At 40.9% G+C, this 19032-nt stretch carries 13 protein-coding genes and 2 riboswitches; of the genes, 8 read left to right on the top strand and 5 right to left on the bottom strand.

Annotation, left to right across the window (positions count from 1 at the left end):
• Positions 1 to 16 precede the first annotated feature (16 nt).
• A riboswitch (cyclic di-AMP (ydaO/yuaA leader) is annotated at positions 17 to 255 on the top strand.
• A gap of 160 nt (positions 256 to 415) precedes the next feature.
• Positions 416 to 1693, top strand: a complete 1278-nt coding sequence (locus WKK05_RS04945; protein ID WP_341528664.1) for a glycosyltransferase — start codon at positions 416 to 418, stop codon at positions 1691 to 1693.
• Positions 1694 to 1779: 86 nt separating this feature from the next.
• On the opposite strand, the gene WKK05_RS04940 is transcribed toward WKK05_RS04945, so the two are convergent.
• Positions 1780 to 4194 carry a filamentous hemagglutinin N-terminal domain-containing protein gene (locus WKK05_RS04940; RefSeq protein ID WP_341528663.1) on the bottom strand — a complete coding sequence of 805 codons (2415 nt, stop codon included), beginning with the start codon at positions 4192 to 4194 and terminating at the stop codon, positions 1780 to 1782.
• Positions 4195 to 4440: 246 nt separating this feature from the next.
• Positions 4441 to 4731: a hypothetical protein gene (locus WKK05_RS04935; RefSeq protein ID WP_341528662.1), complete on the bottom strand. Its 291-nt coding sequence runs from the start codon at positions 4729 to 4731 to the stop codon at positions 4441 to 4443.
• Positions 4732 to 5142: 411 nt separating this feature from the next.
• Between WKK05_RS04935 and WKK05_RS04930 the strand changes: the two genes are divergently transcribed.
• The 4 genes from WKK05_RS04930 to WKK05_RS04915 all read left to right on the top strand — a co-directional run bounded on the left by WKK05_RS04930 (position 5143) and on the right by WKK05_RS04915 (position 10398).
• Entirely contained in the window at positions 5143 to 7722 is a 2580-nt protein-coding gene (locus WKK05_RS04930; RefSeq protein WP_341528661.1) for an adenylate/guanylate cyclase domain-containing protein, read from the top strand.
• Positions 7723 to 8115: 393 nt separating this feature from the next.
• The gene (locus WKK05_RS04925; protein ID WP_341528660.1) at positions 8116 to 8352 is read left to right on the top strand and encodes a hypothetical protein; all 237 of its coding nucleotides are present in this window, start codon (positions 8116 to 8118) and stop codon (positions 8350 to 8352) included.
• A gap of 48 nt (positions 8353 to 8400) precedes the next feature.
• Positions 8401 to 8838, top strand: coding sequence for a nitrogen fixation protein (locus WKK05_RS04920; RefSeq protein ID WP_341528659.1), 438 nt, complete (start codon positions 8401 to 8403; stop codon positions 8836 to 8838).
• Between the two features lie 1080 nt (positions 8839 to 9918).
• Positions 9919 to 10398 carry a helix-turn-helix domain-containing protein gene (locus WKK05_RS04915; protein WP_341528658.1) on the top strand — a complete coding sequence of 160 codons (480 nt, stop codon included), beginning with the start codon at positions 9919 to 9921 and terminating at the stop codon, positions 10396 to 10398.
• A gap of 319 nt (positions 10399 to 10717) precedes the next feature.
• Here the strand turns inward: WKK05_RS04915 and ppsA are convergent, their stop codons facing one another.
• A complete protein-coding gene (ppsA, locus tag WKK05_RS04910; RefSeq protein ID WP_341528657.1) occupies positions 10718 to 13321 on the bottom strand; it encodes a phosphoenolpyruvate synthase in 2604 nt (867 codons plus the stop codon).
• A 55-nt stretch (positions 13322 to 13376) separates the two neighbouring features.
• Positions 13377 to 13829: a DUF4188 domain-containing protein gene (locus WKK05_RS04905; protein ID WP_341528656.1), complete on the bottom strand. Its 453-nt coding sequence runs from the start codon at positions 13827 to 13829 to the stop codon at positions 13377 to 13379.
• A gap of 875 nt (positions 13830 to 14704) precedes the next feature.
• Between WKK05_RS04905 and WKK05_RS04900 the strand changes: the two genes are divergently transcribed.
• The 3 genes from WKK05_RS04900 to WKK05_RS04890 all read left to right on the top strand — a co-directional run bounded on the left by WKK05_RS04900 (position 14705) and on the right by WKK05_RS04890 (position 17461).
• Positions 14705 to 15712, top strand: a complete 1008-nt coding sequence (locus tag WKK05_RS04900) for a hypothetical protein (RefSeq protein ID WP_341528655.1) — start codon at positions 14705 to 14707, stop codon at positions 15710 to 15712.
• Positions 15713 to 15883: 171 nt separating this feature from the next.
• Positions 15884 to 16870, top strand: a complete 987-nt coding sequence (locus tag WKK05_RS04895) for a hypothetical protein (RefSeq protein ID WP_341528654.1) — start codon at positions 15884 to 15886, stop codon at positions 16868 to 16870.
• A 75-nt stretch (positions 16871 to 16945) separates the two neighbouring features.
• A complete protein-coding gene (locus WKK05_RS04890; protein ID WP_341528653.1) occupies positions 16946 to 17461 on the top strand; it encodes a hypothetical protein in 516 nt (171 codons plus the stop codon).
• Here the strand turns inward: WKK05_RS04890 and WKK05_RS04885 are convergent.
• A complete protein-coding gene (locus WKK05_RS04885; RefSeq protein ID WP_341528652.1) occupies positions 17420 to 18757 on the bottom strand; it encodes a voltage-gated chloride channel family protein in 1338 nt (445 codons plus the stop codon). The two genes, WKK05_RS04890 and WKK05_RS04885, sit on opposite strands and share 42 nt — an antisense overlap.
• A gap of 95 nt (positions 18758 to 18852) precedes the next feature.
• Positions 18853 to 18939, bottom strand: a riboswitch (Fluoride riboswitch).
• Positions 18940 to 19032: the final 93 nt, after the last annotated feature.

The raw sequence follows: 19032 nt of genomic DNA, 5'->3' as shown, positions 1-19032 counted from the left end.
AATGTATGAACAAATATAAATCAGTCTGCCTAATCCACTATCTACCCTAAACATATTTGTTTACAAGAGTAGCCAGGAGCGGAGGAACCAAGTTTGGGGCGTATCTGGGGAAAAGTAAAGAGTTAGGAGTGAAGAGTTAGAAGTTATTAAATATGTAACTGGCAACTCATAGCTTGCAACTCACAACTTTTTGAAGAAGGACATCTCTCAGTCCTAGCCCGTCAGCTAACTTCGTAGGCATTGAGAGGAGATTGAACGAGCAGCATTCTTACAAGTAATGCCCTGTCCTCGTCAGTGTCCTTGGCTGGTAACTTTACGCTTCGTTGTACCTGCCCTTGGCCTTGAGAAAAGGCTAAAATCACCTTAACTTCTGGCGTCTGAGGCAGGATTAGTTGCCTTGAGGTAAAACTAGACTATGTTCCAGAATGACAGATACCGTATTGCCCTCATTTCAGTTGATGGCGACCCAGCCGCTGAAATTGGACAAGAAGAAGCTGGGGGTCAAAATGTCTATGTGCGTCAAGTAGGATATGCACTAGCGGAACAAGGTTGGCAAGTAGATATGTTCACGCGTCGCAGTAGTCTTGAACAAGCTGCGATCGTTCAACATAATTCAAACTGTCGTACTATTCGGTTAAAAGCTGGGCCAGCTGAATTCATTGGACGAGATAACTTATTTGAGCATTTACCTGAATTCATCACTCACTTTCAGCAATTCCAGCAGCAGCAAGGATTTTGTTATTCCCTAATTCATACTAATTACTGGTTGTCCTCTTGGGTGGGAATGGAATTGAAAAAGCTGCAACCGCTAGTTCAAGTTCATACTTACCACTCTCTAGGAGCAGTTAAATATAGAAGTATTAGTGATGTTCCCTTAATTGCTACCCAACGATTAGCTGTAGAAAAAGCCTGTTTAGAAACAGTAGACCGCGTAGTTGCAACCAGTCCGCAAGAGCAGAAAGATATGCGGATACTTGTTTCCAGCAAGGGACAAATTGAAATGATTCCTTGTGGTACTGATACTGATAAGTTTGGGAAAATTGAGCGGTCTGACGCACGAGAAAAGCTAGGAATTGCCCAAGATGCCAAAATGGTTCTTTACGTTGGTCGTTTTGATCGACGCAAAGGCATTGAAACCTTAGTAAGAGCCGTTGCTAAATCTAGTTTAAGAGGAGAAGCTAACCTCCAGCTAGTGATTGGGGGTGGTAGCCGTCCTGGTCAGAGTGATGGCATAGAACGCGATCGCATTGCCAGTATTGTCGCAGAGCTTGGGCTAGAAGATTGCACCACATTTCCTGGTCGTCTAAATGAGGCTATCCTCCCCTTCTACTACGCTGCTGCCGATGTCTGCGTAGTCCCAAGCCACTACGAACCTTTCGGTTTAGTTGCCATAGAAGCAATGGCTAGTCAAACTCCAGTAGTAGCTAGTAACGTTGGCGGATTGCAATTTACTGTTGTTCCAGAAGTCACTGGCTTACTTGCGCCCCCTAAAGACGAAGTAGCATTTGCTGCTGCCATAGACAGCATTCTCGCTAACCCGACATGGCGAGACCAGTTAGGTAAAGCAGCGCAGCAACGGACAGAAATCGCCTTTAGCTGGTATAGTGTAGCATCCCGATTGACTCAACTATATACTCATCTGCTGGCTCCAGCCGCATCTGTACCGCAGAGCCGAACTCGGATTGCAGCTTAATTTATACACATACTTAGTGTCTTAGTGGTTCAACAAATTTGTTATCGAACCATTAAGACACCAAGACACAGAGAAAACTTAATAGTTCAAGACGATGCTTGAGCTACATCACAATCAGTTGATTGTTGCCAAGAAGTATGGGGCGTGACGCTGGATGCATTAGCTATGAGAACTACCTCTCCCTTAGCATTGACTTCCCAACCGTTAGCTTCCACAATCGCTTCTGGGCTGGCTTGAGTGGGAATATTAGCGTTACTCACATTTTGATTAGAGGCACTTTCATTAACTTTATCGAGAGTAATCCAATCTGCTAGAACAGCATCAGCACTTAGGGGTTCTGTAGGGCTAGAAGGCACACCGCCGCGTCCAGTGATAGTAAAACTATTTTGATTTCGACCTACATTCGCTTTACATACTTGAGCTAGCTTTGGCTGAACCAGTTGAGTGGGCAAGTTGATTAATCTCTCGTTAGGGTTAACATCGGGGGTGGTGATTCTAATTACACCGTTTAGCCCAACCTGAGAACTGGCAGTAATATCACTAAATTGGGTCGGTTTTTTTCGAGGTTGCGTGCCGTAAATCCCAAAAGCTTTGATATCGACATTGCCACCTTTGCCTCCAAAAGCATTAGCGCTGATATCGCTATTTTCATCAGGTACAGCAACAATAAAACCATCAGGGGTATCAATTTTGATATTTCCTCCATTTCCACCACCACTATCATCAGTGCCTGCTGTAGTAGAGATTTGACTTTTATTGCGTAATTGCAGTAAGTTTTCTACTTGTAGTTTAATATTGCCACCATTACCTGATGTGGTTTGAGCAAGCAGTTTTCCTTCTCTATCTAGACGGATTTCGTCGGCTATGATTAACAGGTTGCCTGCATTTCCTCCTTCTAAAGCACTCACCGTTACTTGAGCCTGATCTCGTACATTCAACTGTTCTGTAGTAATAGAAATAGAACCTGCATCTCCACTACCCAAACTTCGCGCAAACAAGCCACTGGTATTGTCACCAACTGGTGCTTTTCCGCTTAGCTCTATGAAGTCAGAAGCATTTATGCTAAGAGTTCCTCCATTGCCTTGGCTACCTGGTTGAGTTCCTGCTACTATCTGCGCTCCATCCTGGACAATTAACTGCCTTGTCTTAATCGTTAAAGAACCTGCATCGTTGCTACCGTAAGTTTGAGCAAACAAACCGCTAGGAAATTTAGGAAGTGGTGAACCGCTCAGTTTTATTAAATCAGCGGTTACTTCTAAATTTCCTCCAATACCTGCGCTACCTTCGCGAGCAGATGCTGCTATGTTTCCCCCATTTTCAACAATTAATCGTCCTGTTTCAATGGTCACGTCGCCTGCCGCACCTTTACTATAAGTCTCAGCAAACAAACCACTTGGTTTAGCATCTGCATTAATTCCGCTCACTTCCACAAAGTCAGTTGCCTTCACCACTAAACTTCCCCCAGTACCCTCTCCGTAGGTGGAAGCATTAACTACTGATCCATCTTGGATGGTTAACTGCTCTGCCTGAATAAAGATTCCTCTGCCGTTTTGACTACCTAAAGTCTGTGCGTCAACTCTTGACCCATCTTTGAGCGCGATGCGTTTACCCTGTATCTGGATATATCCGCCGCCCTCACCTGTGACATCAACTATGGTCTGATTGCTGAATGATACATCTGCTAATGCTACGTTAGTAGGAAAGCTTAAAATCTGGTTGTTGCTATCCGCATTCTCTAGGTTCAGTCCGATTGTTCCTGCTCCCAGTATTCCTCCCAAAGCAATCTGACCATTTGGTGCGTAGAGTTGTATTTGATCACCTCTTCCGCTCAAGCTGACATTGCCGCCCACTAATGCCAAGGTCTTACCTGGTTGCACTTGGAGATATCCTTCCCCATCAGTCTGCCCGTCAATCTTAATCTCTCCACCAGCCCCCCTAAATTGCAACCCAATCGGTACACTCACTGTCAGTAGAGGCGTTGTTGGAGGAGCATTGTCACTAAAAGCACCATCATTAAATTTGATGCCGTTAGCTGTACTAGCCACAAACGAACCACTAACATTTAATGTAGCTTTCGCCCCAAAAACGATCCCGTTGGGATTAATTAAAAACAGATTGGCATAAGAACCAAAAGTTCCGATCTGACCCAGAATGTGAGAGGGCTTACTACCCGTTACCCTAACCAGAATATTTTGAATATCACTGCTAGGATTCAAAAAAAATGCAGATTGTCCTTCACTAACGTTAAATTCCAAAAAACTATGAAACAGATTGTTGCTGCGACGTGTTCCTCCTGTCAACACTTCAGTTGTAGGATCACCGCGGTAATTGTTTATAACTTGAGATTTATTTTCTAATGTGTCATCAGGAGTGATTGCACTTTGAGCAAAGGCAGAATTTACGAAAGGAGAGGTGATACTGAGAGACAATAATGCTCCAGCAGTTGCTAAAGAACTTGCTAAACCTAATTGCCAAGAGCGGCCTTTGCCCCTTTGAGTCATCTTAGAATGTGCCTCTGAATTATGAACTACCAAATTGGGTTCAGAAAAAATTGTACTCACTAATAAATATGAAAAAACCTTATGCGTAAACCTCTCTTTGGTCACAGAGATGAATAACTTTAATTTTCACCTTTCCATACCCCTCTATGGTTTCACTATTTCGAAGTAAATCAAGAGGGGTGGAGGGTTTAAAGGTGGGATAAACTGATGTCTTTATAGAAGCCTAAACTTATTGAATGAACTGGATTAAATCTGGGAAACACTCGAAGAGTTAGATGAATCTTCAGATTTACTAGAGGTTTTTAGTGTGGAGGTCGATACCTTTTTTATGATGTCTGAATTTATCAGACCTGCATTATTGCCACTGGGCTGTGGTAATGGTGGTGGCGGTGGTGGTGGTGGCGGTGGAAGTGGTGGAAAATCACCAAGTGCCTGTAGGGTTAGACCAGAAGTTTGTGTAAATTCTTGCTCTTGGGAAGTTGTGATCGCTTCCTCATTATTCCCTAAATTGTTTGATAGCCCTGATGTGTGAGTCATATGTAAATTTCCCTTTTGCAAAAAACAGCAATTGAGTTCAATATTTGAAAACTCATTACTGAGGATTTACGCAAACAAAAAGCAGTCAATCATCTAGAAACTTTCCAGATGGAATTTTGTGTCCCTGATCTATAACTTCACTTCCTCATCTAGGCTTTACGCAAAAACCGAAAGATTGTTACACAAGTTTATACTGTCTTGAAAATCGGGCATTGGGCATTAGTTATTCTCCCAGTCTCCAGCCCCTTTTTGAAGAAATTGTTACTTTAACTAGAGGATTGGGAAGTATGTATACAGTACCTCCACAAGCGTTGCCAGTCTACTAGGTAATCGTTACAGTGGGTTGGTCATATCTGCGAATCCTAAGTCGCGGGTTAACTAGAGCTAACGCAATTTCAGATTGGATATTCAATGAGACAAGGTAGTTGTGAGGAAACCGCCGATTTGATTATTGGTGTTTGCAACCAAGAAAACCTCGACTTACAAGCAAATTCTGCTCCTGTGGGCGCTCTTGCCAATAGACAAGGAACTATTTCTACGTTTCTTGCTCCCCTGACTCAGGATACTTTTAAGCAGGTTGTTAAAGATGTCGAGCAAAAATTACAGATTGTCCATCAAACCCTGTCGATGCTGGATTCTCATGGGTTTGAAACAATTCTGCAAGAAATGTTGCATTCAATTACCTTAAAAACTGGTGAATTACTAGGAGCAGACCGCACAACAATATTTTTATTGGATGAAGAAAAACAAGAACTCTGGTCAATAGTAGCTGAGGGAGAGGGCGATCGCTCTCTCGAAATTCGCATCCCAGCAAATAAAGGTATTGGTGGTGAAGTCGCCACTTTAAAGCAAGTTATCAATATTCCTTTTGATTTTTATAACGATCCGCGATCGCTTTTTGCCCAAGAACAAGAAAAAAGAACTGGTTATCGTACTTACACCATGCTGGCTTTGCCTCTGTTAAATGAACATGGGCAATTAGTCGCTGTGGTACAATTACTGAATAAATTAAAATCTGCTAATAATTCGGATGCCCCTTTGGCAGAACGCATTGATACCAAAGGCTTTAGTAGGGCTGACGAAGAATTATTTCAAGAATTTGCACCTTCAATTCAACTAATTTTAGAGTCGTCCCGCTCTTTTTATGTAGCAACCCAAAAACAAAGAGCCGTAGCGGCGCTAATGAAAGCGATAAAGTCACTTTCTCAAAGTAGCCTCGACCTAGAAGACACCCTGAAGCGGGTGATGGATGAGGCGAAAGAACTAATGGATGCTGATCGCAGTACCCTATGGCTAGTAGACCGCGATCGCCATGAGTTATGGACGAAAATCACCCAAGATGATAACTCAACTAAAGAGCTGCGAGTACCTATAGGTAAAGGGTTTGCGGGCATAGTAGCTGTTTCTGGCAAGAAATTGAATATTGCTTTTGATTTATACGACCATCCTGACTCTGATACTGCTAAACAAATTGACCAGCAAAATGGCTATCGCACTTGCAGCTTGCTGTGTATGCCAGTATTTAACGCCGATCAACAATTAATTGGTGTTACGCAGCTAGTAAACAAAAAGAAATCCGGGGAGTTTCCACCTTATAATCCAGCTAATTGGCCGAAAGCTCCTGACTGCTTCCAAGCTAGCTTTGACCGCAATGATGAAGAGTTTATGGAAGCTTTTAATATTCAAGCGGGAGTGGCGTTGCAAAATGCTCAGTTGTTTGCCACAGTCAAGCAACAAGAACAAATGCAGCGGGATATTCTGCGTAGTCTTTCCAATGGTGTGATTTCTACTGATAAAGCTGGGTTGATTATCGCCGCTAATGAGAGTGCCAAGCGTCTACTAGGACTTGAAGTCGAAGACCGTTTAGAAGGGCAGTTAGTTAATGATGTCATCGGCATCAAAGAAGGCGACTTTAACAAGTGGTGTCAGACTGCTTTGCACGCAGCTGACTTAAAACAGCGCCAGCAGTATTACCCCGATCGCACACTCATCTCCACTGGTACAGAACAGCATAGTATTAATTTATCGATTAACACCATTGCTGATGCCAGCGACCAACAGCAAGTCCGTGGGGCGCTAGTGGTAATGGAAGATATTAGTGATGAAAAGCGCCTCAAGAGTACCATGTACCGCTACATGACTCAGGAACTAGCGGAAGAATTGCTGAAATTGGATGATGCTAAACTTGGAGGCGATCGCAAAGAAGTTTCAATTTTATTTTCGGATATTCGTGGCTACACCACTTTGACGGAAAACCTAGAAGCAGAAGAAGTGGTAAGTATGCTCAATGAATATTTTGAATCAATGGTGGAAGCTGTCTTTAAACATAAAGGCACTCTAGATAAATATATCGGCGACGCCATCATGGCTGTGTTTGGTTCTCCCCTACCCTTGGAAGAACACGCTTGGATGGCAGTCCAAACATCTTTAGAAATGCGCGTTCGCCTGCACGAATTTAATCAACGTCGCTACGCAGCTAATAAGCCTAGAATCAACATTGGCATTGGCATCAATTCTGATACCGTGATTAGTGGCAATATTGGCTCTAGTAAGCGGATGGAATTTACCGCCATTGGCGATGGTGTTAACCTTGGTTCTCGACTAGAAAGTGTCAGTAAACAGTATGGTTGTGACATAATCATCAGCCAAAACACCTATCAACCTTGCCAAGATAATATTTGGGCTAGGGAACTAGATTACATTCGTGTTAAGGGCAGAAATGAGCCAGTGGCGATATATGAACTTGTGAGTTTACGTTCTGATCCAATTAGTAGCGAAAAATTACAAGTGATTGAGCATTATCACAAAGGACGAGAGTATTACCTGAATCGTCAGTTTACCTTTGCTAGAGCTGAGTTTGCCAAAGTTTTGGCAGCCGACAACCATGACAAAGCTGCTATGTTGCATCTCCTACGTTGTCAGCATTGGTTGCAATCACCTCCATCAGAGTTAGATTGGGATGAGGGCGTCTGGACGTTTAATGAAAAATAAGCTCTAGTAACATTACCCTATAAGAAGCCATATCTAACGGTAGGAATAAACGTGACTATAAATTTTGATAGACAATTGAAAATAGTTTAGTTACGTTCAGTCTGAGGTTTTAATTTTTGGTTAAATAAATTTTTCAGTACCTAAAATTGTGAATAAGGTTGAGGCAATAATCCTTTTTATTCCTTATACCGAATTCAAGACGGCTAAGTTACTAACTGCAAATAAAAAAGAGATAGGTTAAGTAGTAATACGTACATTGATACAGCTAGCTTATCTTAAGTTACTTAACTTGTCAGGCAATTATTAAGTAACACTGATACTTCATCCTACCTCTGATTATTCTTCACTGAATAATGTTACTAACTCAAGTTCAAAGTTAGGAGGAATATGGACATGGAAAGGAAACACACAATTGAAATTACAGACTTAATCGAACAAGCAGTAGAAAATGCAATAGCGAGACGGAACAATTCTTTACATTCAGAAGCTCCTTTGAGTTTATCTGATGAGGAAGCAGCAAATCTTGTTGGTGGTTTAGTATTACCAGGGTTGAAGCCTGTTCATCAAACGATTAAACCGCCAGTTACAGTTGGGATAATTGCACCGCCACCAGATCAATTACTAGCTTAATTGTCAGCCTTCAAGTTTAAAAAATACTTTTTGTTGGAGGCTCCATCAATGGATAACATTAATACTAATAAGACTACACTTTGCCCCAGTGCTAGACCAGAAATAGCGGATAGTGTTGTCTTTGGTCTAATCACTGGGACGGTGACAGAACCTAGTGTCGCTTATCTCAAGCAGCCAATACCTGTCACTGATGAACTGATGGCGAAGGCTAGCCCAGTTACACCCACTGAAATTTTTCGGACAGCGGCAGCTTGCGCGGCTAAGGGTTGCCAGCATTTTGATAGCAAAGATTGTCGTTTGGCAGTGCAAATCGTCGAGAAATTGCCTGCGGTAACAGAGAAACTTCCCCCCTGTTCTATACGCCGAGATTGCCGTTGGTGGCAACAAGAAGGTAAAGCAGCTTGTATGCGTTGTCCGCAAGTAATCACTGATAACTACAACCCCTCAGAACTAATACATCAGGTAGGGACACCTAAAGCTAATTGATTAACTCTCTATAAATATATTTGGTTATGTTTGACTGAGAGATGAGTGCAAAGCCGAAAGCTTAAGCTTTCGGCTTTGATCTAGTTGCTAAATCTACTAAGCTAAAAAATATCAAATACCAATTCTTTAAATAAAAGCAACACATCGTTGGTATTAGCGCTTAATCACAATTCCTTGCCTGATTGAAGCTTCGGCTACTTCGACTACGCTCAGCACAAGTGCGTCCTTCCCTGCGGGACGCTACGCGTAGCTTGCTTCCCCGGAGGGGTACGGCTACGCTCAGTGTTGAATCTGTTGTCATATTTTAGAAAAACAGTATAATTTTCATCAAATTACTGTGTGGTAAGCATTTTGCCCGCCCAGTATATGCAAGTTAAGTCTGGAACAGGTTAATATGAAATATTTTTATTTAGAGAAAATTAGTATAAATTCTTTCTAATCTTTAAAAGCATCAAATATACTGTTTTTAAACTCTTAGTTAAAAGGCATCAAATATGCTGTTGTTTAAATAAAAATTTTTACATCTAAAGTGTAAAATTTATGTAAAGTATAGAAAACAGTAATTTCTCGGAGTCAAAGTATATTTCCTAAAACAAGTTAAGCAAAAGAGAATTGGGCTTTTACATCTTTATTAGATCATCTTATTATAAAGTTACGTAAAAATAATTTTTAAAGTTTCGATAAAATCTCAGTAAAAATACGAAGAATCAACTAAAGTTTGATGCTAGACTCTTCTATTATGGATTTAAGGCATTAATTAAAACAACGCCTACAAAATATTATCATCATAGCTGGAAGTTGATGCTGATAGCTATCTGATGACTCTGCCCTTAAAGGCTAAGGCTAAGATTTTGATTTGCCCAATTTTGGTACTTAAATCATTTCTGATTGAAATTTAACCTTCAGATAAGTGTTTTTCAAGCCAATACTTCTCACATAGAAGCTTCAAGTTAGACTCTGCTTCCCTTAATTCTTAGTAGTTCAGTAAATTTAGTGTGTTATTTAATCCGTGTGTAGTAAGTATATAGGCGTTAGTAGACATAACAATGCCAAGAACTGACGTGTCAAAGAATATCGCTTATGGGATGCCGATTAAGGATTTTTTTAACTGAAGAGGAAAAACTGACTCTAGAAGAATTAAGGCGAGCCAAAGATGTTCCTCAACGAACTAAAGATCGCGCTCAAGTTTTATTGTTGAATGCTCGTGGCTTAAAAAACGAGCAAATTGCTCAAGGCTTGAACTGGGCGATTTCAACAGTACGCCAAACCCTTCATCGCTGGGACAAGATGGGGTTAGCAGGTCTGTGGGATGCTCCGGGTCGAGGTGGAAAACCCCGATATTCTGAATCAGACTTGATTTATCTCGAAAACTGCTTAGTTCAAGAGCCACAAACTTATAATTCTAAACAACTAGCAAAGAAACTGGCATCTGAACGTCAAGTTTACTTGAGTCCCGACCGACTACGACGAGTATTAAAAAAAAGGGGAAGGAGGTTAGGAAACACACATAAACCCAAAAATCCAAAGCAATTAGCTGATAATCAAAATTGTTTGTTCTAATTCTCAATCGAGAGTTTGCAGTACAATCAATTATTGTTTACACGTTGAGCAGAGTAGATAGCCTTTATCTCCTAAACACTCGATGTTTTATTCCAACCTCACTTTACTGTTTTTAAATATACGGATTAAACATACGGAAATCATGCTCTTTACCCTTACCATGCGAGGTACAGATGATTTTCCTACGGCTTCATAGTCTGGATAACGCTTGAATTAAGCCGCGCCGATAAACGGCGCTGGCTTGAATGAATTGTTAGGCTACCATGTTAATAGAAAGATTAATCCTCAATATTTAAAATCCAATTTTGTAATTTTCGTTTTAATATAAGATTTCTACATAGCCTTCCGTTCCATTAACCCGAATTCTCTGTCCTTCATTGATCAGTTTGGTAGCGCTTTCTACTCCGACAACTGCTGGTAAGCCATATTCACGTGCGATCACTGCTCCATGAGTCATCAGTCCACCAACTTCGGTCACTAGGCCTTTTATGGATACAAACAATGGTGTCCAGCTAGGGTCAGTAAAGGAGGTGACTAATATATCTCCATCTTCTAGATCAGCATCTTCCATGTTTAAGATGACACGTGCTCGTCCCTCTATAACTCCGGAGGAAACAGGTAGACCTACAATAGCTTCGGCAGGGAGATTTTCTCGTTTGTACCGACCTGCAATGATTTCACCATCAGAGGTGATAACACGTGGGGGAGCTAGTTTTTCATATAATTTGTACTCGTCTTTTCGTTTGCTGATAATCTGGTAATCAAGTTTATTTGTGCGTACAACTTCGCGGAGTTCTTCAAAAGTGAAATAGTATATATCTTCTTTTTCATAAAGAACGTTGGCTTGTACGAGTTGTTCCGCTTCTTTCAGTAAAGCCTGCTTATAAACAAAGTAGCGATTAATCATGCTGTATTTTGGATATTCACGATAACCGATGAAATTCCGAATTAGGCTGATCATTCGTTTTGTCTCTTCGGCCTTTTGTTCGCCATCCGGTAATTGCTTCAATTGAGCTAATAACTCTTGTTCTTTTTTCAAAGCTGACTGTTGCCCTTGCTCAAATTTCCGATTGCTGGCATTAGGCTCAAAGTTTTTGATGTTACTGAGAATCAGGGGGACAAGTGTAGTTGGTTTTTCACTCCAACGAGTTTTAGTAATATCGATTTCTCCGGCACATCGCATTCCGTATTTGTTGAGAAAAGCATAGATAGCGTCTTGGGTTTCCTTTCCACCATTAAACTTAACCAGTTCATCCAAAAAGCTATCATCTTTTACATATTGTAAATAATTAATTACTTCCGGATAAGGGCGAATCACATCTGCGACATCCAATAGTTCCAGACCCATAGACGAAGTAATATTGTTGGGTACAGATTGAGAAAGCGTGTCTGCTACGTTTTTTTCATCTAACCACTCCTTCATTCTTTCATTGATCCATGATGAAGCATTCATAGCAGTCATAATTACACCCAAACTTTGTGGATCGAATAAACTCTTCTTTAATTTCTGGACATCTTCCAAAATAAAATCAATTAGATCCGCTCCTGATTTCGTTTGGATGTTATGTTTTAAATTGTCTATCGATGCTTGATTACTTTTAATCAAATCAGGAACGATTGTCGGATCATATTCGATTTGTGTTTGAAAATTTGCAGGCGATATACCTTTATTTAGTTCTTTTTGATCATTTGGGAACGATTTTATAAAATCTCCTCGCTCTATGATGGTCATAAGTGCGTCTTTGATGAGCGGATCGGATTTTCCTAAGACATCTACTAGAATTTCTCTTCTAACAGGTGAAGCCAGATCGTGTGTGATATCAACAAACAACCTTCCACCAGCTTTATACATGGGTCGAGCAGCTGTTAACTGGAATAAAGACAATCCCAATGGTTTCATGGGGTCAGTCATCATTTGTTGATGACCAACAGATACATAGACGTGATTTTCGCGATCGCTCGCTTCAGGGATCGGGTATAAAGTAGTGATTGGCCGACTCTGGACAATATAAAATGTATTATCCACTAAACACCATTCAATGTCCTGGGGGCGGCCGAAATGTTCTTCGATCTTTCTGCCTATGCGCTCAAGCTGTACAATCTGTTCATCCGTCAGCGCTTGCCTGTTCTGTCTCTGTTGCTCAATCTCCTGTTCTTTCGTACCGCCATCTTTTAAGGCGTAAATAGCCAGTTTCTTGGTGGATATCTTCTTATCGATAACCTTGCCGTTACACACTTTATAGAGATCAGCATTCACAAGGCCACAGACGATGGCCTCGCCAAGTCCGAAGCTGGCATCAATGGATAACACCTTCCTATTAGAAGTGACGGGATCGGCAGTAAACAAAATTCCTGCCACCTGCGGAAAGACCATCTTCTGAACAACCACAGACAGGTGGACTTTACGGTGGTCGAAGCCATTTTGAAGGCGGTAAATTACTGCCCTCTCGGTAAATAGCGATGCCCAGCATTTGCTGATATGCTGATAGATTGCCTCCTTTGAGATAATGTTCAAATACGTATCTTGCTGGCCTGCAAAAGAGGCTGTCGGTAAATCCTCAGCAGTTGCGCTGGATCGTACTGCATAGGCATTTTTTTCTCCAAGCCTGGAGAGAAGGTGGGTGATCTCTTCATTAATGTCTTGAGGGACAGTTATCCCTTCGATGAAAGAGCGAATCTCACCGCTAAGTTCACTGATTTTATCCCGGTCTTCCACCTTTAGAAGCGATAGCCGATCGAGTAATTCGTTAATCGACGACGTTTCCCCAATGATTCTTTTAAAAGCTTCAGTAGAAATACAAAAGCCATCCGGTACGTAGATTCCTTCAATCTTGGATAGTTCCCCCAAGTTCGCGCCTTTACCCCCAACAACCTTGAGTTTTGTTTTATCAATATCTTGAAAACAAAGCACAAATGAACTCATTAGTTTCCCTCCTTTGGCAATTCATAGTTTGGTAATTTTGACTGCATCACAACCTCTAGACTCTCGACGATCGGTGTGCATGGGCGTTGTTATGTGGCGATCGCATAAATGGTTGCCATACCTTGCGGTTCATTGATGTATTTACCACTATGTAAGCGGCTGTATGTCTCGTTGTAAAGACACAGGCTCTGAGAATTTTGGCAATAAACTGCATCATCTGTCGATTAGGTTCACCCCGAAAAAATTCTTTCAGGCTGTTTTCTGAAACCCAGTAACTCACCACGATCGCTTCATTAAGACCACAGATACCTGCTTTGACTTGCATACAGTCTTTAGCTTTAGCAGTCACGTTCTTGATCCGCCAAAGCTGTTTCCACATCCAGAAAAAGCCAGCGCGATCGCCCTTGGCGCAAGCCGTACCCGGCTTATCGCGAGCCACAAAACCATTTACAAAAACGATTGCTTCTGGGCTTTCTGGAAGATTGATTCGGTAAACAGAATAACTCATACATCAATACTCCTAACCGTTACAAGTAGGCACAAGCTAGATGGACAAAACAAACATTGCCAAATTGCACGAGTTAAGCGTAGACGCTCTTAGCGGCTTGTCAAAGACATCATCTGCCTAAATCACGATACATAATGACACGTTGATCGATGGGTAATCCTGCCTTAACTTCCTTGCACCTAATCTGCTGAAAACCAAAGCTTAGTTCAACTTCAGGCAAAATCTGGAAACCAAGTTTTGCATAGAATGGGGCATTCCACTCAATGTCGAGAAAGGTCGAGAGTAATATCCTGTGATAGTTCTGTTTTTTTGCCCAAACACAAACGCGCTCAACCAGTTCGCGTCCAATGCCTCTGCGTCCATAAGCTGGATGGACATCAATTTCTTGTAGATAAGCAATCCAAATCCTAAATCTTTTTTTCTTGGTTAAGACATTACTAGAGGTAAGAGAATATCGCGATCACTCCTGAGTTAATGTTTGCAGTTCGCTACACATATGTGGATTCAAAGAATATTATTAGCGGGATAGGATCATCTAAACTGATGGGTATTGGTGTAGTAGAAGGAGATTGTCCCGGCCTCTTTACCCTACGCGCAGAGGTATTTTTTCTAGTAGTCTTTATATGGTCAAAAAACATAAAAAGCTGTTGGAACCATGTTTTTTCAATTATTTACGAAAATTCGTTCGATTTTGAATGAAAAATTGATATTTAGATGGAGCTTTAAGCTTTTTATCTGTATCAAGAGAGACAAAATTAGATGCACTTACCCTATGATTGAATAGAGAAGCAATCGCTATAAGGCTTCTCTCAAATCACTTTATGCTTGTAAAACTTTTGTCTCTGTTTATAATAATTTGTAAAGTGTTTACCTGTTTGACCTTGATTATAATTTTGTGGTCATTTGTTGAAGGATCTGAGGTTTTAGCAGAAACGGTTTTATCACCTCAAACTTGTAGAACTGGGATTTTTGTAGCATCTCTGCGTGACTTGAATTTAGCAGAGAAAAAATTTAGTACAGATTTCTACTTGTGGAGTGTCTGTCCTTTTAAGGAGTTACAGCCTCTAAAAAGTATGAAAGTTTTAAATGTTGAAGATTATAAGTATTTCAAAACAGCTTACGATAGTACTTTAGAGCGAAAGGATCTACCGAAATGGTTTTATCCAAAAGAAAATGTTTATTGGTCAGGGCGTAAAATTCGAGCAACTTTGTATCAGAGCTGGAATGTTAGTAATTTTCCCTTTGATCGGCACACCTTAACGATCGCACTTGAGGAAACAACCAAAAATTCTTCGCAGTTTGTTTATACGCCTGACTTTGTGAACTCAGGATACCAGCAAAATATGGATTTGGACAGATGGCAAATTACCAGCTTTAAAATTGTAGAACAAAAGGTTCCTTATGCAACCACCTTTGGCGATCCAGATTTGGTTTCACCGCAGGATAGCTACTCGCGCTTAGTGATTTCAATTGACATCAGGCGCGTTAAACTTTTCAGTTTTTTAAAGCTGACTATTGGTGTTTACATTGCCTTTGCAGTCGTCATGCTGTCTTTTTTCTATGACTCCGATCAGACAAGTCTAGCAAGCCCTAGAAGGGCAATCTATATAGGTGCATTGTTTGCAACGTTACTGAATATGCGGGTACAGGAATCCATCTTAGGTCGCACTGAAGATTTAACTCTAGTAGATCAGATTCACATTGCCACCATTCTCTATGTTTTTGGTACTGGCGTTGTATCAGTTTACTCTCGACTAACTTCTGAAAGCGGTAAAAAAAAGCAAGCAATGTGGCTTGATCGCCGCGTTTTTTTTAGGCTATTTACCCTCTCTTTTATCGTGTTTAATGTAATTGCGATCGCCCATGCTATTATCGTAGGCTAATACTTAGGCACTTGAGCATTTCTTATTAGTTACTAAAGTTACTAATAAGGATATCATTAAACACATTGATTACAGTCTTTAGACTGCTACTTTATATTAAGCTTACTCTCCAGCAGGGTCATGATTTTGTACTCAAGGGCTTGTAAATTTGTCACTGTATTGATCATAATCGTGGCCGCATGGTTGTTTACAGAAGTTCCATCTGTTTTAGCAGAACCTGTTAAATCTCCTCAGACCTGTCGCGTAGGGATTTACATTACCTCTTTACGAAACTTTAAGTTTGCAGACAAATCATTTAGGGTTGATTTTAGGGTATGGAGTGTTTGCCCTGAGAAAAGCTTAAAGCCTCTAGAGAGTATGGAGATTATTGATTCCTTAGAGTTTGAGGAAATTTCTGACAGTACATTTGATAAAAAAAATCGTTCTAGCTCCTTTTTCACAAAGGGAGAGGTTTATTGGTCTCAACGAGACATTAGCGCCGTTTTGAATCAGAATTGGGATGTTCAGAACTATCCCTTTGATCGCCATACCCTAAAAATTTCTTTAGAAGAAGCTACTCAAGATGCCTTCGGGTTTGTTTATACACCTGATTTTAAGAACTCTGGTTACCAGCGTGATATGAAGCTAGGAGGATGGAAGATTACGAACTTCAGCCTTCAAGAAGAAAAGGTTGCCTACCAGACAACCTTTGGCGATCCAGAACTGGTTGATCGAAAAGGGGTCTATTCTCGCTTGATAGTTTCAATTCCAATCCAGCGAGTCAAATATATGAGCTTCTTTAAGCTGACTACTGGGGTGTACGTCGCTTTTGCTGTAGCGATGCTGTCCTTCTTCTATGAAACTGGACAGCCAAGTTTGGTTAGCGCCCGCACAAGTTTACTGGTGGGTTGTTTATTTTCAGCATTGATTAATATGCGGGCACCAGAATCAGTTTTAGGACGCACGGAGAGTCTAACGCTGGTTGATCAAATTCACATTGCCGCGATCGTTTACATCTTTGCCGCAGCTCTTGCAACCGTCTTTTCACGATTAACAACAGAAGCAGGGCAAGCAAAGCAGGCAATGTTGCTAGATCGTCGGCTTTTGTTTCGGGCTTTTACAATTTCGTTTATCGTTCTCAACGCGATTGTTATCTCCCATGCAGCGATCGCAGGTTGATAGGTAATTAACGAGCTTTCTGCAATAATCGTTTGCTTGGTTATATTAGAGGTTACTTAACCAGGGAGTTGATGAGTGAGGGAAGATGTTTCTAAACTGCATCATCTTGCTATTAAAGCAGTTATTAAGAGAGTACATCTAATTGGTGGCTTGCTTCTCGCCGCTTTTAGCTGCTGGCTTTTTCAAACTTTGCCAGTTCAGGCAGAGGCTGTTACATCTCCGAAAACTTGTCAAATTGGAGTTTACTTAACATCCTTGCGGGATTTTAATCCAGCAGAGCAGTCGTTTTCTGCAAACTTCTGGGTCTGGAGCCTTTGTCCTTTTGAAACTCCAAAACCCTTAGAAAGCCTGAAGGTGATTAACAGCAAAGAAGTTAGCACGAATTACAACAGTTTTTCTCGAAGCGAAAATCTGTCGGATACATTTAAGGCAAATAAATATGTGTTCGTGTCTGAACAGGAGATTAAGGCAACTTTGTATCACAACTGGGACACCAAAAATTATCCATTTGATCGCTATAAACTGGAAATTCCTCTTGAGGAAGCGAAATTAGATGCTTTTACTTCCTCTTTCTTTGCCATCATCAGGTAAATCAATTTTTGGCTTAACTTTTTCTCGTCCATAATTAGCTAAAGTCACCCCTTCTTCTAAATATAAAGCAGAGTATTTACTCAACCCAATACGCTGTGAAGTATAAATTCCGGAATGACCTGAAAATAGGTAGCTCACTACGCAGCTAATAGCAATAAACAGCCCCGATTCTAGACCAAATAGCTCAATTCCCATTAGAATCGATGCTAAAGGTGTATTTGCTGCACCTGCAAAGACACCCACAAATCCCATTCCTGCTAATAGTGGTACAGGTAATGCCAAAAGCAACGACAAAGTATTACCTAAAGTTGCACCAATAAAAAATAAAGGGGTCACTTCTCCTCCTTTAAATCCAGCACCCAAAGTTAAAGCAGTCAGACCCAATTTTGCTGCAAAATCCCAAGGAGGTAGCTGAGTGGAGAAAGAATCAACGATAGTTGGAATACCAAGCCCAATGTACTTAGTTGTACCACTCAATCCAACAATTATTGCTATCAGCGCACCGCCCATCAAAGGATGCATTGGAGGATAGGATATCTTGGTTTTAAACAAGTGGCTGATTTTGTGAGTTATTTGAGCAAAAAATCTTGCCACTATTCCAAAAATTGCACCTGCAATAATGGCATAAATTAGTGCCAAAATTGTAAGCGGCGGTATAGAGGGAGAGTGTAAGTATGCTATATGATGTAAACCCAATAGTAAGGTTACTTGATTTCCAACTATCGCAGCAATTAAAGAAGGGAAAAGAGCGTCGTAATTAATTTTACCAATCGCTAAAACTTCCAGACCAAATACAGTTCCAGCTAAGGGGGTACCGAAAACTGAAGCAAATCCCCCACTTATACCTGCCGTTAACAAAATTCGCCGATTGGCTCCTTTAAAGCGCAATATTTTAGTTAACTGGTCTGCCAAAGAAGCACCCATTTGTAATGCTGTACCTTCACGACCGGCTGAACCACCAAATAAATGAGTGAGGTCTGTTCCTAATAAAACAAGAGGAGCCATACGGAAGGGAATAATACTTTTGGGATTATGGATTTCTTCAAGCAAAAGGTTATTTCCAGCTTCTACAGTCTGACCAAATTGATGATAAATCCAACCGCTCAATAAGCCACCCAGTGGCAGCAAGGCAATGATCCACCGATGCGATTCTCGCCAATCAGTTGCCCATTCCAATGATACCAAAAGAGCCGCAGAAGCTGTTCCAGCAAGAATACCCACTACAAAGGAAATGGGCAACCACTTGATCAGGTGGGGTAATGCAATAAACGGTTCAAACTGACGAAAGTGTTTCATACCATGACTCCTTGAGATGCAATTTGTAGACTTACACTTTCTACAAGGGAGTCAGGTAATGCATTTAGCAAAGCCCTACTCTACCACAGTAAGTCAGGAAAGTAGGAGCCATCAGCCTTCCAGTTATGAATTTAACCTATACTGGAAAGGCAGTTATGGCGAGCTCCATCGCCATAAATAATCGTAAATAATATTCAATAAATTCAACAATATCATAATCCCATTCAGGTTGGAATCCACCTGAGAGCAAATTTGAAAAAGGTCTTTACGAAAAA

The organism is Nostoc sp. UHCC 0302, from assembly GCF_038096175.1.
Lineage (GTDB): Bacteria > Cyanobacteriota > Cyanobacteriia > Cyanobacteriales > Nostocaceae > UHCC-0302.
Note: the sequence above shows the minus strand (reverse complement) of the source record. Positions and strands in the feature narration are given on the sequence as shown.

Bases quoted from the DNA above. Each gene is read 5' to 3' on its own strand.
- WKK05_RS04945 (WP_341528664.1), top strand. From the start codon at position 416: ATGTTCCAGAATGACAGATACCGTATTGCCCTCATTTCAGTTGATGGC.
- WKK05_RS04940 (WP_341528663.1), bottom strand. From the start codon at position 4,194: ATGACTCAAAGGGGCAAAGGCCGCTCTTGGCAATTAGGTTTAGCAAGT.
- WKK05_RS04935 (WP_341528662.1), bottom strand. From the start codon at position 4,731: ATGACTCACACATCAGGGCTATCAAACAATTTAGGGAATAATGAGGAA.
- WKK05_RS04930 (WP_341528661.1), top strand. From the start codon at position 5,143: ATGAGACAAGGTAGTTGTGAGGAAACCGCCGATTTGATTATTGGTGTT.
- WKK05_RS04925 (WP_341528660.1), top strand. From the start codon at position 8,116: ATGGAAAGGAAACACACAATTGAAATTACAGACTTAATCGAACAAGCA.
- WKK05_RS04920 (WP_341528659.1), top strand. From the start codon at position 8,401: ATGGATAACATTAATACTAATAAGACTACACTTTGCCCCAGTGCTAGA.
- WKK05_RS04915 (WP_341528658.1), top strand. From the start codon at position 9,919: ATGGGATGCCGATTAAGGATTTTTTTAACTGAAGAGGAAAAACTGACT.
- ppsA (WP_341528657.1), bottom strand. From the start codon at position 13,321: ATGAGTTCATTTGTGCTTTGTTTTCAAGATATTGATAAAACAAAACTC.
- WKK05_RS04905 (WP_341528656.1), bottom strand. From the start codon at position 13,829: ATGAGTTATTCTGTTTACCGAATCAATCTTCCAGAAAGCCCAGAAGCA.
- WKK05_RS04885 (WP_341528652.1), bottom strand. From the start codon at position 18,757: ATGAAACACTTTCGTCAGTTTGAACCGTTTATTGCATTACCCCACCTG.